Genomic DNA, 14,662 nt, shown 5'->3' on the forward strand with positions numbered 1-14,662 from the left:
GCTAGCGGCACGCCAGCCAGCCTGATTTAGGAGATAGTCCATGAAATTGCCGATTTACCTTGATTACTCTGCGACCACCCCGGTTGATCCGCGTGTTGCGCAAAAGATGAGTGAATGCCTGCTGGTCGACGGAAACTTCGGTAACCCGGCGTCCCGTTCCCACGTATTCGGCTGGAAAGCTGAAGAGTCCGTCGAAAACGCCCGTCGTCAGGTCGCAGACCTGGTCAACGCCGATCCGCGTGAAATCGTCTGGACCTCCGGTGCCACCGAGTCCGACAACCTGGCAATCAAGGGTGCGGCGCATTTCTATGCGACCAAGGGCAAACACCTGATCACCACCAAGATTGAGCACAAGGCTGTCCTCGACACCATGCGCCAACTGGAGCGTGAAGGCTTCGAAGTGACCTACATCGAGCCTCGTACTGACGGTCTGGTTACGCCGGAAATGATCGAAGCTGAACTGCGTGACGACACCATCCTGGTTTCGGTCATGCACGTGAACAACGAAATTGGCACCATCAACGACATCGCAGCCATCGGCGAACTGACCCGCTCCAAAGGGATCCTGTTCCACGTCGACGCCGCTCAGTCCACCGGCAAGGTCGAGATCGACCTGCAGAAGCTGAAAGTCGACATGATGTCGTTCTCCGCCCACAAAACCTATGGCCCTAAAGGCATCGGCGCGCTGTACGTCAGCCGCAAGCCGCGTGTGCGCATCGAAGCGACCATGCACGGCGGCGGTCACGAGCGCGGCATGCGTTCCGGCACCCTGGCGACCCACCAGATCGTCGGCATGGGTGAAGCCTTCCGCGTAGCCAAGGAAGACATGGCTGCCGAGAACGTGCGCATCAAAGCCTTGAGCGACCGTTTCTTCAAGCAGGTCGAAGACCTGGAAGAGCTGTACGTCAACGGCAGCATGACCGCCCGCGTTCCGCACAACCTGAACCTGAGCTTCAACTACGTTGAAGGCGAGTCGCTGATCATGGCGCTCAAGGATCTGGCTGTTTCGTCCGGTTCGGCTTGCACCTCGGCTTCGCTGGAGCCTTCGTACGTACTGCGCGCCCTGGGCCGCAACGACGAACTGGCACACAGCTCGATCCGCTTCACCTTCGGTCGTTTCACCACCGAAGAAGAAATCGACTACGCCGCGCAGAAAGTCTGCGAGGCCGTTACCAAGCTGCGCGCTCTGTCGCCGCTGTGGGACATGTACAAAGACGGTGTCGACATTTCGAAAATCGAGTGGGCGGCACACTGATTTCAAGTCGCCGCAAACCAGGCCCTGTAAACTTAAGGTAGGCAGGGCTTCAAGAGCGACTCTCTGATGAGTGAGGATTAAGAATCATGGCTTACAGCGAAAAGGTCATCGACCACTACGAAAACCCGCGTAACGTCGGCAAGATGGACGCGGAAGACCCGGATGTCGGCACCGGCATGGTCGGCGCTCCGGCGTGCGGCGACGTGATGCGCCTGCAAATCAAGGTCAACGAGCAAGGCATCATCGAAGACGCCAAGTTCAAGACCTACGGTTGCGGTTCGGCTATCGCCTCCAGCTCCCTGGCGACCGAGTGGATGAAAGGCAAGACTCTGGATGAAGCAGAGACCATCAAAAACACTCAACTGGCCGAAGAACTGGCTCTGCCGCCGGTGAAAATTCACTGCTCCGTACTCGCTGAAGACGCTATCAAAGCGGCCGTTCGCGACTACAAGCAGAAGAAAGGCTTGATCTGATTTTCAAGATTTTGCGACGAGTAAGGAGTCACCGATGGCTATCAGCATGACAGAAGCGGCTGCTCGACACGTGCGACGCTCCCTCGACGGGCGCGGCAAAGGTGAAGGGATTCGTCTGGGTGTTCGCACCACGGGCTGTTCCGGCCTTGCCTACGTGCTGGAGTTTGTCGACGAGGTGGTTGCCGAGGATCAGGTGTTCGAAAGTCACGGCGAGAAAGTGATCATCGACCCGAAAAGCCTGGCCTACCTGGACGGCACCGAGCTCGATTTCGTCAAGGAAGGGTTGAACGAAGGCTTCAAGTTCAACAACCCCAATGTACGCGGTGAATGTGGCTGCGGCGAAAGCTTCAACATCTGAGGCTTCTTGTGGGTACTCCTTGTCATTTCGCTTTATTTGAGCTGCAACCGAGTTTCAATCTGGACCTCGACCAGCTGGCTACGCGCTACCGTGAGTTGGCGCGCAGTGTTCATCCGGACCGTTTTGCGGACGCTTCCGAGCGCGAGCAACGGCTGGCGCTAGAGCAATCCGCGAGCCTCAACGAGGCCTACCAGACGCTCAAAAGTCCCCCGAAGCGCGCGCGATACCTGCTCGCCCTGAATGGTGGCGAGCTGCCGCTGGAGGTCACGGTGCATGATCCGGAGTTTCTTCTGCAACAGATGGAGTTGCGCGAAGAGCTCGAAGACCTGCAGGACAGCGCCGACCTGAATGGCGTTGCCGTCTTCAAGCGTCGTTTGAAAGTTGCTCAGGAAAAACTGAACGACAGTTTCGCAGCCTGTTGGAATGATGCAGCGCAACGTGAACAGGCCGAACGCCTGATGCGGCGCATGCAGTTCCTCGACAAGCTCACCTACGAAGTGCGCCAGTTAGAAGAGCGCCTCGACGATTAACCCAGTGCCGCTCCGGTCGCACGCCTGATATACAGATAAGTCCTGATCACGATGGCCCTACTGCAGATCGCCGAACCCGGCCAAAGTCCTCAACCGCACCAGCGTCGTCTGGCTGTGGGGATCGACTTGGGCACTACCAATTCGCTGGTCGCTGCATTGCGCAGTGGTCTTTCCGAGCCTCTGGCTGACGCTGACGGGCAGGTCATCCTGCCGTCCGCCGTGCGTTACCACGCCGATCGCGTCGAAGTGGGCGAGTCGGCCAAGCTGGCTGCCGCTACCGATCCGTTGAACACCGTGCTGTCGGTCAAGCGCTTGATGGGTCGTGGTCTTTCCGACGTCAAGCAATTGGGCGAGCAACTGCCGTACCGCTTTGTCGGTGGCGAGTCGCACATGCCGTTCATCGAAACCATTCAGGGGCCGAAAAGCCCGGTCGAAGTCTCCGCCGATATCCTCAAGGTATTGCGTCAGCGCGCTGAAGCGACATTGGGTGGCGAGCTGGTGGGTGCGGTGATCACCGTTCCGGCCTATTTCGACGATGCTCAGCGTCAAGCCACCAAGGACGCGGCCAAACTGGCCGGCCTGAACGTGCTGCGTTTGCTCAATGAGCCGACCGCCGCTGCCGTGGCTTACGGTCTGGATCAACATGCTGAAGGCCTGGTCGCGATTTATGACCTGGGCGGCGGCACCTTCGATATTTCGATTCTGCGCCTGACCGGCGGTGTGTTCGAAGTGCTGGCCACCGGCGGCGACAGCGCCCTGGGCGGCGATGACTTCGACCATGCGATTGCCGGCTGGATCATCGAGAGCGCCGGTTTGTCCGCTGATCTCGATCCGGGTGCGCAACGTAACCTGCTGCAAACTGCCTGCGCGGCCAAGGAAGCGCTGACCAATGTTGCGGCCGTTGAAGTCGCTTATGGCGACTGGAAAGCCGAGCTGACTCGCGAAGCTTTCAATGCGCTGATCGAGCCGATGGTTGCTCGCAGCCTGAAAGCCTGCCGTCGCGCGGTGCGTGATTCCGGCGTCGAGCTGGAAGACGTGCACGCGGTGGTCATGGTTGGCGGTTCGACGCGTGTGCCTCGCGTTCGTGAAGCCGTCGCTGAAGCCTTCGGTCGCCAACCGTTGACTGAAATTGACCCGGATCAAGTGGTGGCCATCGGTGCCGCGATCCAGGCCGATACGCTGGCCGGCAACAAGCGCGATGGCGGCGAACTGCTGTTGCTCGACGTGATTCCGTTGTCCCTGGGGCTGGAAACCATGGGCGGCCTGATGGAGAAGGTGATTCCGCGCAACACCACCATTCCCGTCGCTCGTGCCCAGGATTTCACCACGTACAAAGATGGCCAGTCGGCCATGGCGATCCACGTGTTGCAGGGTGAGCGCGAGCTGATCAGTGACTGCCGCTCCCTGGCACGCTTCGAGTTGCGCGGCATTCCGGCGATGGTCGCCGGTGCAGCGAAGATCCGCGTGACCTTCCAGGTTGACGCCGACGGTCTGCTCAGCGTCTCGGCCCGTGAGTTGGGTTCGGGTGTTGAAGCAAGCATTCAGGTCAAGCCGTCCTACGGCCTGACCGACGGCGAAATCGCCAAGATGCTCAAGGATTCGTTCCAGCACGCCAACGACGACAAGGTCGCCCGTGTGCTGCGTGAGCAGCAGGTCGATGCCCAGCGTCTGATCGAAGCGGTGCAAGCCGCTCTCGAAGCCGACGGCGAGCGTTTGCTCGACGCCGAGGAGCGCATGGTCATCGAATTGCAGATGCAGGAACTGACCGAACTGATGAAAGGAGCCGATGGTTACGCCATCGAGCAGCAGACCAAGCGTCTGTCGCAAGTCACCGACGCCTTTGCTGCCCGCCGCCTGGACTCGACGGTGAAAGCCGCGCTGGCGGGGCGCAATCTGAATGAAATCGAGGATAACTGATGCCGCAGGTCATTTTTCTGCCACACGAGAAGTTTTGCCCGGAAGGCATGGTGGTCGAGGCTGAGCCCGGTACATCGATTCTCGAGCTGGCCCATGAGCACCACATCGAGATGGAAAGTGCCTGTGGCGGCGTTTGCGCCTGTACCACTTGTCACTGCATCGTTCGAGAAGGGTTTGATTCGCTGGAAGAAGCGGATGAACTGGAAGAAGATTTCCTCGATCGTGCCTGGGGTCTGGAAGCTCAATCGCGTCTGGCCTGCCAGGCGATCGTCGGGACTGAAGACCTGACCATCGAGATTCCGAAGTATTCGCTCAACCACGCCGCCGAAGCGCCGCACTGATTCAAGGAACTGTCATGAGTCTCAAGTGGACTGATGTGCTGGAAATCGCAATCCAGCTGGCTGAAAGCAAGCCCGATGTTGACCCTTTGTCGGTCAACTTCGTCGATCTGCGCAAGTGGGTGATGGAATTGCCCGAGTTCGACGACCTGCCTGAGCATTGTGGCGAAAAGATCCTCGAGGCCATTCAGGCCCACTGGATCGAAGAACGCGACTGAGCCACGCTGCAGGTTAGGCAATACCCAAGAACCCGCGTATAATTCGCGGGTTTAATTTTTCACAAATTACCGTTTCTGGAGTTACACCATGGCTGTTCAACGTACTTTCTCCATCATCAAGCCTGACGCTGTTGCAAAAAACGTCATCGGCGAGATCACCACTCGTTTCGAAAAAGCAGGCCTGCGCGTTGTAGCTTCGAAACTGAAGCAACTGTCCAAAGCCGAAGCTGAAGGCTTCTACGCTGAGCACAGCGCCCGTGGTTTCTTCGGCGACCTGGTTGCTTTCATGATCTCCGGTCCTGTTGTTGTTCAGGTTCTGGAAGGCGAAAACGCTATCGCTCTGAACCGTGAGCTGATGGGCGCTACCAACCCTAAAGAAGCTGCTGCCGGCACCATCCGTGCTGACTTCGCTGATTCCATCGACGCCAACGCTGTACACGGTTCGGACTCCGAAGCCGCTGCTGCTCGCGAAATCTCGTACTTCTTCGCAGCTACTGAAGTAACCACTCGCTAAGCATTGGCTTAAGAGTGAAGGTGAATCCATGACTACATCGACTGTAAAAACCAACCTGCTGGGTCTGACTCAACAGGAAATGGAAAAATTCTTCGACTCAATCGGGGAGAAGCGTTTCCGTGCCGGTCAGGTAATGAAATGGATTCACCACCTTGGCGTCGATGATTTCGACGCCATGACGAACGTCAGCAAGGCCCTGCGCGACAAGCTCAAGGCCATTGCCGAAGTTCGCGGTCCCGAAGTCGTCAGCGAGGATATTTCCACCGACGGCACCCGTAAGTGGGTGGTGCGCGTGGCGTCCGGCAGCTGCGTCGAGACCGTTTACATTCCCCAGGGCAAACGCGGCACTCTGTGCGTTTCGTCCCAGGCAGGCTGTGCCCTGGATTGCAGTTTCTGCTCCACCGGCAAGCAAGGTTTCAACAGCAACCTCACCGCCGCCGAAGTCATCGGCCAGGTGTGGATTGCCAATAAATCGTTCGGCAGCATCCCGGCGACCGCCGACCGTGCCATCACCAACGTGGTGATGATGGGCATGGGCGAGCCGCTGCTGAACTTCGACAACGTCGTTGCGGCCATGCATCTGATGATGGACGACCTGGGTTACGGCATTTCCAAGCGCCGTGTGACCCTGTCGACCTCCGGCGTGGTGCCGATGATCGATGAGCTGTCCAAGCACATCGACGTCTCCCTGGCGTTGTCCCTGCACGCACCGAATGACGCATTGCGTAACCAATTGGTGCCGATCAACAAGAAATATCCGCTTAAGATGCTGCTCGAGTCATGCCAGCGCTACATGTCGTCCCTGGGCGAAAAACGCGTGCTGACTATCGAGTACACCTTGCTCAAGGACATCAACGACAAGGTTGAACATGCCGTTGAGATGATCGAGTTGCTCAAGAACATCCCGTGCAAGATCAACCTGATTCCGTTCAACCCGTTCCCGCATTCCGGTTACGAGCGTCCGAGCAACAATGCGATTCGTCGCTTCCAGGATCAGCTTCACCATGCAGGTTTCAATGTCACCGTACGCACCACCCGCGGTGAAGACATCGATGCCGCGTGTGGCCAATTGGTAGGGCAGGTGCTGGATCGCACCCGTCGCAGTGAACGTTATATCGCCGTGCGCGAGTTGAGCGCCGACAACGATATGGCTTCGAACGCTGCGAAATAATTCAAGAGAGGATCTCTATGTCCCTGCGCTTTGCGCTGCTTTTGCTGTTGGCCAGTCTTTGTACTGGCTGCGTCCTGTCGGGCGATTTCAATCCGATGAAGACCAGCAAGGGCCGCGATGAAGCGCGAGTTGCCTACGTGCAACTGGGCTTGGGCTATTTGCAGCAGGGCATGACCGAACGCGCCAAGGTCCCGCTGAAAAAGGCTTTGGAGCTGGACGGTTCGGATCCTGATGCCAATGCCGCATTGGGTCTGGTGTTTCAGGCCGAGATGGAGCCGGAGCTGGCGGATGAGCACTTTCGCAAGGCGCTTTCTTCCCGACCCAACGATGCCCGTATCCTGAATAATTACGGCAGTTTTCTTTTCGAACAGAAACGTTACAAAGAGGCTTACGAGCGCTTCGAGCAAGCCGCTGCCGATACCCTGTATCCTGAGCGTTCGCGAGTGTTCGAGAACCTGGGCATGACCGCTTCCAGGCTTGGCCAGCGTGATCTGGCCCAGCAGCAGTTGGAAAAAGCTTTGCGTTTGAACCGTCAGCAACCCCGTGCATTGCTGGAAATGGCTGAGTTGTCTTACGAAGACAGGCATTATGTGCCCGCGCGTGACTATTACGACCGTTTTAGCCTGCTCACCGAGCAAAATGCACGTAGTCTATTGCTCGGCGTTCGGCTGGCAAAAGTGTTCGAAGATCGCGACAAGGCAGCCAGTTATGGCCTGCAACTAAAACGACTCTATCCCGGTACGCCGGAATATCAGCAATACCTGTCGGAGCAATGATGAAAGCGGCGCATCCCGAAGTTGTAGCAGCGAATCGCGTTAACCCCGGTGAGACTTTGCGCCAGGCCCGCGAAAGCAATGGCTGGTCGCTGGCCGAAGTGGCCCTCAAGCTCAACCTCACCGTTAATTCCCTGAGTAATCTGGAAGCCGGCGCATTCGACAAGCTGCCGGGGCATACCTTTGCCCGCGGTTATATTCGCGCCTACGCTAAATTGCTCGGCATGGACCAGACCGTTCTGGTTCAGCAATTCGACCAGTCCACCGGTACCGACTCCCAGGGCGCCAACGTCCACAGCCTGGGTCGCATCGAAGAGCCGGTTCGGGTTTCCCACACTATTTTGCGAATCGTCAGCCTGCTGTTGCTGATCGCGGTGATCGGCGGCGGTTTCATCTGGTGGCAGGATCAAACCTCACTGCGCACCAAGGACCTGATCAGCCTGAGCCCGGAGCACGTTGAAGTCGAGGGCGCCGACGGCACCACCCAGATCCATCCGTTGGACGAGCCGGAAGACCAGGCTGTCGCGGAAGGTCAGGCTGAAGGTTCGACCGTTCTCGCATTGCCGCAAGCCGAGACTTCGACTGAAGCGCCGGCTGAAGCTGAGCCGGCTACGCCTGTGGTCGCTCCGGCCGCACCGGCTACCCCGGCGCCAGTTGCACCGACGCATAGCACCGCGCCGGCTGCTCCGGCACCCGTTGCCCCGGCGCACAGCACCGCGCCAGTTGTCGCGCCTGCGGCCCCGACGGCTCCGGTTGTGTCGACCCCGCCTGCAACTGCCTCGGTAACGCCGACCATTCCTGCTCCGGCAGCGGCTGCTCCGGCTGCTCCGGTTGCCGGCCAAGGCCAGGTTCAACTGCAGTTCACCGCTGATTGCTGGACACAAGTCACCGACGGCACTGGCAAAGTGCTGCTCAGTGGTCTCAAGCGCAAAGGCGAAACCGTTTCCCTCAGTGGTAAGCCGCCATTTGCCGTGCGTCTGGGCTTCGCCCGTGGCGCGCAGGTCAGCTACAACGGTCAGGTGGTTGATGTCGCTCCATTCACCAGTGGCGAGACTGCTCGCCTGAAGTTGGGTCAATAAGTCATGCACGGCGAATCTCCAATCAAGCGTCGCGAATCCCGGAAAATCTGGGTCGGTAACGTGCCTGTTGGCGGCGATGCGCCCATCGCTGTGCAGAGCATGACCAACAGCGACACCAATGACGTCGCCGCCACCGTTGCCCAGATCAATCGTCTGGAAGCCGCTGGCGTCGATATCGTGCGGGTTTCCGTACCGGACATGGACGCCGCCGAAGCCTTCGGCAAGATCAAGCAACTGGTCAAAGTACCGTTGGTGGCCGACATCCACTTCGACTACAAGATCGCTTTGCGCGTAGCCGAACTGGGCGTTGATTGCCTGCGGATCAACCCGGGCAACATCGGTCGTGAAGACCGCGTGCGTGCGGTGGTCGATGCCGCCCGTGATCGCGGGATTCCGATCCGCATCGGCGTCAACGCCGGTTCCCTGGAAAAAGACCTGCAAAAGAAATACGGCGAGCCGACTCCGGCCGCGCTGGTCGAATCTGCCCTGCGTCACGTCGAGCACCTTGAACGCCTGAACTTCCAGGACTTCAAGGTCAGCGTGAAAGCCTCCGACGTGTTCATGGCCGTCGCCGCTTACCGCTTGCTGGCCAAGGAAATCGTCCAGCCGCTGCACTTGGGCATCACCGAAGCCGGTGGTTTGCGCTCAGGCACAGTGAAATCCGCCGTGGGCCTCGGTATGCTGCTCGCCGAAGGGATTGGCGATACTATCCGCATCTCGTTGGCGGCCGACCCGGTCGAGGAAGTGAAAGTCGGCTACGACATTCTCAAATCCCTGCACCTGCGTTCCCGTGGCATCAACTTCATCGCCTGCCCGAGCTGCTCACGGCAGAACTTCGATGTGGTCAAGACCATGAACGAGCTGGAAGGGCGCCTCGAAGATCTGCTGGTGCCGCTGGATGTCGCGGTCATCGGTTGCGTGGTCAACGGGCCGGGCGAAGCCAAGGAAGCCCATATCGGCTTGACCGGCGGCACGCCAAACCTGATTTACATCGACGGCAAGCCGTCGCAGAAACTGACGAATGACAATCTGGTGGATGAGCTTGAACGCTTGATCCGCCAGAAAGCGGCCGAGAAGGTCGAAGCTGACGCAGCTGTAATCGCTCGCGGCTGATCGAACGAATTTAAGGATTTAAAGTGAGCAAGTCTCTGCAAGCCATTCGTGGCATGAACGACATCCTGCCCGAACAGACTCCCCTGTGGCGTCATTTCGAGGGCACCGTTTCGCGTCTGCTGGATAACTACGGTTACAAGCAGATCCGCATGCCGATCGTCGAGTTCACCGAGCTGTTCAAGCGCTCGATCGGTGAAGTGACCGACATCGTCGAAAAAGAGATGTACACCTTCGAAGACCGTAACGGTGATTCGCTGACCCTGCGCCCTGAAGGCACGGCGGCTTGCGTGCGTGCGGTGCTCGAGCACGGCATCACTGGCGGCGGCCAGGTGCAGAAACTCTGGTACATCGGCCCGATGTTCCGCCACGAACGTCCGCAGAAAGGCCGTTATCGCCAGTTCCACCAGATCGGTGTCGAAGTGTTCAACCTCGACGGTCCGGACATCGACGCCGAGCTGATCGTGCTGACCTGGCGCCTGTGGGGCGAGCTGGGCATCCGTGATGCGGTCAAGCTCGAGCTCAACAGCCTGGGCACCAGCGAATCCCGTGGTCGTTATCGCGAAGCGCTGGTCGAGTTCCTGTCCGCTCACCTGGACAAGCTCGACGAAGACAGCCAGCGCCGTCTGAAGACCAACCCGCTGCGCGTTCTGGACACCAAGAACGCCGACACTCAAGCGATCCTGGTCGATGCGCCGAAAATGGCCGACTACCTCGACGACGAATCCCGCGTGCACTTCGAGGGCCTCAAGGCTCGCCTGGACGCCGCCGGTATTCCTTACGTGATCAACCCGAAGCTGGTACGCGGGCTGGATTACTACAGCAAGACGGTTTTCGAGTGGGTCACCGACAAGTTGGGCGCTCAAGGCACCGTGTGTGCCGGCGGCCGCTACGACGGTCTGGTGGAACAGATGGGCGGCAAGCCGACCCCGGGCGTTGGTTTCGCCATGGGCATCGAGCGTCTGGTGCTGCTGCTTGAAACCCTGGAGCAGATCCCGGAAGAGATCTCCCGTCAGGTCGACGTCTATCTCTGCGCATTCGGCGAGGCTGCCGAGCTGGCGGCCCTGACGTTGAGCGAGAAGGTGCGCGATCAGTTGCCCAACCTGCGTCTGCAGATCAATGCCGGCGCCGGCAGCTTCAAAAGTCAATTCAAGAAGGCCGACAAGAGCGGTGCGCTGTATGCGCTGATCCTCGGTGACGACGAAATGGCCCAGCAAGTGGTAGGTTTCAAACCCCTGCGTGGCCAGGGCGAACAACAAAGCATTGCCTGGGATGCGCTTGCTGCACACCTGGCCACCTGCGTCGTGCAGGGTTGAAGCTGTCATAAACAGCCGATTTAGCGATTAAGGAGTATTGGGGTGTCGAGTACCGAAGACGAACAGCTGGCGGATTTGAAGGACTGGTGGACACGCAACGGCAAGCCCCTGGTCACTGGCGGCCTGTTGGCGCTGGTCATCGTGTTCGGCTGGCAGGCCTTTCAAAAGTATCAGAGCAATCAGTCGCAAGGCGCCTCGATGCTCTATCAGCAATTGCTCGAAACCACGCTGACGCCCAACGGCAAGCCTGATGCTGCCCGTGTTTCGGACCTGGCCGGCAAGCTCAACAGCGAATTTGGCGGCAGCGCCTACGCGCAGTACGGCAGCCTGTTCGTGGCGAAAGTCGCGGTCGACAGCGGCAAGCTGGACGACGCTGCCACCGAGCTGAAAGCCATCGTTGCCAAACCGGCCAACCCGGCACTGGGCGAAATCGCCCGTCAGCGCCTGGCGCAGGTACTGGCCGCGCAGAACAAGGTCGATGAAGCCCTGAAACTGCTCGAAGGTGATGCCGATAAAGCATTCCTCGCCACCCGCGAAGAACTCAAGGGCGACCTGCTGGTGCAGTTGGGTCGTACTGACGAAGCGCACGCTGCGTATCAAAAAGCCAAGGCGGCACTGTCGGATGAAGCGGCAGTCGGTGGCCTACAAATCAAGTTGGACGATCTGGCCAAAGGGGATGCGTGACGTGATCCGTTGGAAACATGCAGCATTGCTGGCTCTGGCCGTTTTGGCCGCGGGTTGCAGCAGCAACAGCAAAAAAGAATTGCCGCCTGCCGAGCTGGTCGACTTCAAAGAAGAAGTGGTCCTGCAAAAGCAGTGGAGTCGTTCGATCGGTGACGGTCAGGGCGAAACCTACAACATGCTGGTTCCGGCGATCGATGGCGATACCATCTATGCCGCCGACGTCACTGGCGTGGTGATGGCGATGGATCGCAGCAATGGCGACGTCAAATGGAAGAAAGACCTCGAACTGCCTGTTTCCGGCGCCGTTGGCGTAGGTTATGGCCTGCTCGTGATCGGTACGACCAAGGGCGAAATCGTTGCGATGGACGCCACCAACGGTGAAGAGAAATGGCGCGCTCGCGTGTCCAGTGAAGTTCTCGCGCCGCCGGCCAACAACGGTGACGTGGTGGTCGTTCAGACTCAGGATGACCGTCTGATCGGTCTGGATGCCTCCACCGGCAACCAGCGCTGGTTGTATGACAGCACGCCTGCGGTCCTGACCCTGCGTGGCACCAGTGCGCCGATCGTGACCAACCGCCTTGCGGTGGCTGGCCTGTCGACCGGTAAAGTGGTTGCGCTCGATATTTCCAACGGCGTGCCGGTGTGGGAACAGCGAGTTGCGATCCCACAAGGTCGTTCGGAGCTGGAGCGCGTTGTCGATATCGACGGTGGCCTGCTGCTGTCCGGCGGTACCTTGTACGTCGCCAGCTATCAGGGTCGCGTTGCGGCACTGGACCTGGAAAGCGGTCGTCAGCTCTGGCAGCGTGATGCTTCCAGCTATGCCGGCGTTGCGCAGGGCTTCGGCACTGTGTACGTGAGCCTGGCTTCGGGCACCGTTGAAGGCGTTGACGAGCGTTCCACCACAGCCTTGTGGAGCAACGACTCGCTGGCTCGCCGTCAACTGTCGGCTCCGGAAGTGTTCTCCAGCTATGTTGCAGTCGGTGACATGGAAGGCTATGTGCACCTGCTGAGCCAGGTGGACGGTCGCTTTGTCGGCCGCGAACGCATCGACAGCGACGGCCTGCGTGCCCGTCCGCTGGTGGTGGGTGACACGATTTATCTTTATGGCAACAGCGGCAAACTGGAAGCCCTGACCATCAAGTAATGTTTTGACTATGCTTGGGGTTAACCCCCAAGCGGCCCCGTTCTGCGGGGCTCGCAGCGTTTTTAAACGCTGCCCCGAGCACCAGCCGCTGCCTCGCAGCGGCTTTTGTATTTTCTGAAATAACGAAGTGGAGAGCCGCATGGTTCCCGTAATCGCCCTGGTGGGCCGACCGAACGTCGGCAAGTCCACCTTGTTCAACCGCCTGACCAGGACTCGCGACGCCATCGTCGGCGACTTGTCCGGTCTGACCCGTGATCGCCAATACGGTGAGGCCAAGTGGCAAGGGCGTTCCTACATTCTGGTCGACACCGGCGGTATCTCCGGTGACGAGCATGGTATGGACGAAAAAATGGCCGAGCAGTCGCTGCTGGCCATTGAAGAAGCCGATGTCGTTCTGTTCCTGGTAGATGCCAAGGCCGGTTTCACCGCCGCCGACCAGATGATCGCCGAGCATTTGCGCAAACGTAACAAGCGTTCGTACGTGGTTGCCAACAAGGTCGACAACATCGACCCTGAAATGGCCCGCGCCGAATTCGCCCCGTTGGGCATGGGCCACGCGATCCCGATCGCCGGTGCTCATGGTCGTGGCATCACCCAGATGCTGGAAATCGCCCTGAGCGACTTCCCGAAAGACGAAGAAGAGCTGGAAGAAGGCGAGGAAGAGGACGTTGCCGAAGGCGAGGAAGCCAAGCGCATTCCTGGCCCAAGCGAAAAAGACGGGATCAAGATCGCCATCATCGGCCGCCCGAACGTCGGCAAGTCGACCCTGGTCAACCGCATGCTCGGTGAAGACCGGGTCATCGTGTACGACCAACCCGGCACTACCCGCGACAGTATCTACATCCCGTTCGAGCGTAACGACGAGAAGTACACGCTGATCGACACCGCCGGTGTGCGCAAGCGCGGCAAGATCCACGAAGAAGTCGAAAAATTCTCCGTGGTCAAAACCCTGCAAGCGATCAAAGACGCCAACGTGGTGATCTTCGTGATGGACGCCCGCGAAGGCGTGGTGGACCACGACCTCAACCTGCTGGGCTTCGCCATTGAGTCGGGTCGTGCGCTGGTCATCGCGATCAACAAGTGGGACGGCATGACGCCGAGCGAGCGTGACTTCGTGAAGGTCGAGCTGCAACGTCGACTGTTCTTCGTTGACTACGCCGACATCCACTTCATCTCGGCACTGCACGGCACGGGCGTGGGCAACCTCTACGCTTCCGTACAGAACTCGTTCAAGTCCGCGGTCACCCGCTGGCCGACCAACCGCCTGACCCAGATTCTGGAAGATGCGGTTGGCGAGCACGCGCCACCGATGGTCAACAACCGCCGGATCAAGCTGCGTTATGCGCACTTGGGTGGTGCCAACCCGCCGATCATCGTGATTCACGGTAACCAGATCGAGAAGGTGCCGAAGTCTTACGTGCGTTACCTGGAAAACACTTACCGTCGTGTCTTGAAACTGGTCGGTACGCCGATCCGCATCGAGTTCAAGGGCGGCGAGAACCCGTACGAAGGCAACAAGAACTCGCTCACTGACCGTCAGGTCAACAAGAAGCGTCGCTTGATGTCGCACCACAAGAAAGCCGACAAGAAGCGCCGCGACAAGCGCTGATGCCTCTGTAGGAGCCGGCTTGCTGGCGATGGCATCAACGCGGTTCATCTGAAACACCGTGGTGACACTATCGCCAGCAAGCCGGCTCCTACAGGGTTCGGCAGTAAAAAGGGTACTCACCAGAGTGCCCTTTTTTTATGGGCGCCGTTTGGCTATCCTCGGGCTCTCCCGCG

Annotated in this window: 16 protein-coding genes; all 16 read left to right on the forward strand. The window is 59.1% G+C overall.

Annotation, left to right across the window (positions count from 1 at the left end; all coding sequences use genetic code 11):
• Positions 1-40: 40 nt before the first annotated feature.
• The 16 genes from IB245_RS19765 (at position 41) to der (ending at position 14,489) form a co-directional block, all read left to right on the forward strand.
• The gene (locus IB245_RS19765) at positions 41-1,255 is read left to right on the forward strand and encodes an IscS subfamily cysteine desulfurase (RefSeq protein ID WP_008025496.1); all 1,215 of its coding nucleotides are present in this window, start codon (positions 41-43) and stop codon (positions 1,253-1,255) included.
• An 86-nt stretch (positions 1,256-1,341) separates the two neighbouring features.
• Positions 1,342-1,728 (forward strand): Fe-S cluster assembly scaffold IscU, encoded by a 387-nt coding sequence (gene iscU / locus IB245_RS19770; protein WP_003443374.1) that lies wholly within the window; start codon positions 1,342-1,344, stop codon positions 1,726-1,728.
• Between the two features lie 34 nt (positions 1,729-1,762).
• On the forward strand, positions 1,763-2,086 hold the full coding sequence (iscA, locus tag IB245_RS19775; RefSeq protein ID WP_003227904.1) for an iron-sulfur cluster assembly protein IscA: 324 nt from the start codon (positions 1,763-1,765) through the stop codon (positions 2,084-2,086).
• Positions 2,087-2,094: 8 nt separating this feature from the next.
• On the forward strand, positions 2,095-2,616 hold the full coding sequence (gene hscB, locus IB245_RS19780; protein WP_008025499.1) for a co-chaperone HscB: 522 nt from the start codon (positions 2,095-2,097) through the stop codon (positions 2,614-2,616).
• A gap of 51 nt (positions 2,617-2,667) precedes the next feature.
• Positions 2,668-4,533 carry a Fe-S protein assembly chaperone HscA gene (gene hscA, locus IB245_RS19785; RefSeq protein WP_008025501.1) on the forward strand — a complete coding sequence of 622 codons (1,866 nt, stop codon included), beginning with the start codon at positions 2,668-2,670 and terminating at the stop codon, positions 4,531-4,533.
• The gene (gene fdx / locus IB245_RS19790; protein WP_008025503.1) at positions 4,533-4,874 is read left to right on the forward strand and encodes an ISC system 2Fe-2S type ferredoxin; all 342 of its coding nucleotides are present in this window, start codon (positions 4,533-4,535) and stop codon (positions 4,872-4,874) included. The genes hscA and fdx overlap by 1 nt, the downstream gene beginning before the upstream one ends.
• Before the next feature lie 14 nt (positions 4,875-4,888).
• Positions 4,889-5,089: a Fe-S cluster assembly protein IscX gene (gene iscX, locus IB245_RS19795; RefSeq protein WP_008025505.1), complete on the forward strand. Its 201-nt coding sequence runs from the start codon at positions 4,889-4,891 to the stop codon at positions 5,087-5,089.
• 88 nt (positions 5,090-5,177) lie between these two features.
• On the forward strand, positions 5,178-5,603 hold the full coding sequence (ndk, locus tag IB245_RS19800; RefSeq protein WP_007916882.1) for a nucleoside-diphosphate kinase: 426 nt from the start codon (positions 5,178-5,180) through the stop codon (positions 5,601-5,603).
• A gap of 28 nt (positions 5,604-5,631) precedes the next feature.
• Positions 5,632-6,774 (forward strand): 23S rRNA (adenine(2503)-C(2))-methyltransferase RlmN, encoded by a 1,143-nt coding sequence (gene rlmN / locus IB245_RS19805; protein WP_008025507.1) that lies wholly within the window; start codon positions 5,632-5,634, stop codon positions 6,772-6,774.
• Between the two features lie 17 nt (positions 6,775-6,791).
• A complete protein-coding gene (pilW, locus tag IB245_RS19810) occupies positions 6,792-7,550 on the forward strand; it encodes a type IV pilus biogenesis/stability protein PilW (RefSeq protein WP_008025510.1) in 759 nt (252 codons plus the stop codon).
• A complete protein-coding gene (locus tag IB245_RS19815; protein WP_192228438.1) occupies positions 7,550-8,626 on the forward strand; it encodes a helix-turn-helix domain-containing protein in 1,077 nt (358 codons plus the stop codon). The genes pilW and IB245_RS19815 overlap by 1 nt, the downstream gene beginning before the upstream one ends.
• Before the next feature lie 3 nt (positions 8,627-8,629).
• Positions 8,630-9,739: a flavodoxin-dependent (E)-4-hydroxy-3-methylbut-2-enyl-diphosphate synthase gene (gene ispG, locus IB245_RS19820; RefSeq protein WP_007903603.1), complete on the forward strand. Its 1,110-nt coding sequence runs from the start codon at positions 8,630-8,632 to the stop codon at positions 9,737-9,739.
• A gap of 23 nt (positions 9,740-9,762) precedes the next feature.
• On the forward strand, positions 9,763-11,052 hold the full coding sequence (gene hisS / locus IB245_RS19825; RefSeq protein WP_008042422.1) for a histidine--tRNA ligase: 1,290 nt from the start codon (positions 9,763-9,765) through the stop codon (positions 11,050-11,052).
• Between the two features lie 42 nt (positions 11,053-11,094).
• Positions 11,095-11,736 (forward strand): tetratricopeptide repeat protein, encoded by a 642-nt coding sequence (locus tag IB245_RS19830; protein WP_192228439.1) that lies wholly within the window; start codon positions 11,095-11,097, stop codon positions 11,734-11,736.
• On the forward strand, positions 11,729-12,880 hold the full coding sequence (gene bamB, locus IB245_RS19835; protein ID WP_032828591.1) for an outer membrane protein assembly factor BamB: 1,152 nt from the start codon (positions 11,729-11,731) through the stop codon (positions 12,878-12,880). Before IB245_RS19830 ends, bamB begins: the two co-directional genes overlap by 8 nt.
• A 139-nt stretch (positions 12,881-13,019) precedes the next feature.
• Entirely contained in the window at positions 13,020-14,489 is a 1,470-nt protein-coding gene (gene der, locus IB245_RS19840) for a ribosome biogenesis GTPase Der (protein WP_008025521.1), read from the forward strand.
• Positions 14,490-14,662 lie beyond the last annotated feature (173 nt).

This window comes from Pseudomonas sp. PDM02 (assembly GCF_014852285.1).
Taxonomy (GTDB): Bacteria; Pseudomonadota; Gammaproteobacteria; order Pseudomonadales; family Pseudomonadaceae; genus Aquipseudomonas; species Aquipseudomonas migulae.

Coding starts and splice junctions, on each gene's coding strand:
- der (WP_008025521.1), top strand. CDS start 13,020: ATGGTTCCCGTAATCGCCCTGGTGGGCCGACCGAACGTCGGCAAGTCC.
- rlmN (WP_008025507.1), top strand. CDS start 5,632: ATGACTACATCGACTGTAAAAACCAACCTGCTGGGTCTGACTCAACAG.
- iscX (WP_008025505.1), top strand. CDS start 4,889: ATGAGTCTCAAGTGGACTGATGTGCTGGAAATCGCAATCCAGCTGGCT.
- ndk (WP_007916882.1), top strand. CDS start 5,178: ATGGCTGTTCAACGTACTTTCTCCATCATCAAGCCTGACGCTGTTGCA.
- pilW (WP_008025510.1), top strand. CDS start 6,792: ATGTCCCTGCGCTTTGCGCTGCTTTTGCTGTTGGCCAGTCTTTGTACT.
- iscA (WP_003227904.1), top strand. CDS start 1,763: ATGGCTATCAGCATGACAGAAGCGGCTGCTCGACACGTGCGACGCTCC.
- fdx (WP_008025503.1), top strand. CDS start 4,533: ATGCCGCAGGTCATTTTTCTGCCACACGAGAAGTTTTGCCCGGAAGGC.
- IB245_RS19765 (WP_008025496.1), top strand. CDS start 41: ATGAAATTGCCGATTTACCTTGATTACTCTGCGACCACCCCGGTTGAT.
- ispG (WP_007903603.1), top strand. CDS start 8,630: ATGCACGGCGAATCTCCAATCAAGCGTCGCGAATCCCGGAAAATCTGG.
- IB245_RS19815 (WP_192228438.1), top strand. CDS start 7,550: ATGAAAGCGGCGCATCCCGAAGTTGTAGCAGCGAATCGCGTTAACCCC.
- iscU (WP_003443374.1), top strand. CDS start 1,342: ATGGCTTACAGCGAAAAGGTCATCGACCACTACGAAAACCCGCGTAAC.
- hscA (WP_008025501.1), top strand. CDS start 2,668: ATGGCCCTACTGCAGATCGCCGAACCCGGCCAAAGTCCTCAACCGCAC.
- bamB (WP_032828591.1), top strand. CDS start 11,729: ATGCGTGACGTGATCCGTTGGAAACATGCAGCATTGCTGGCTCTGGCC.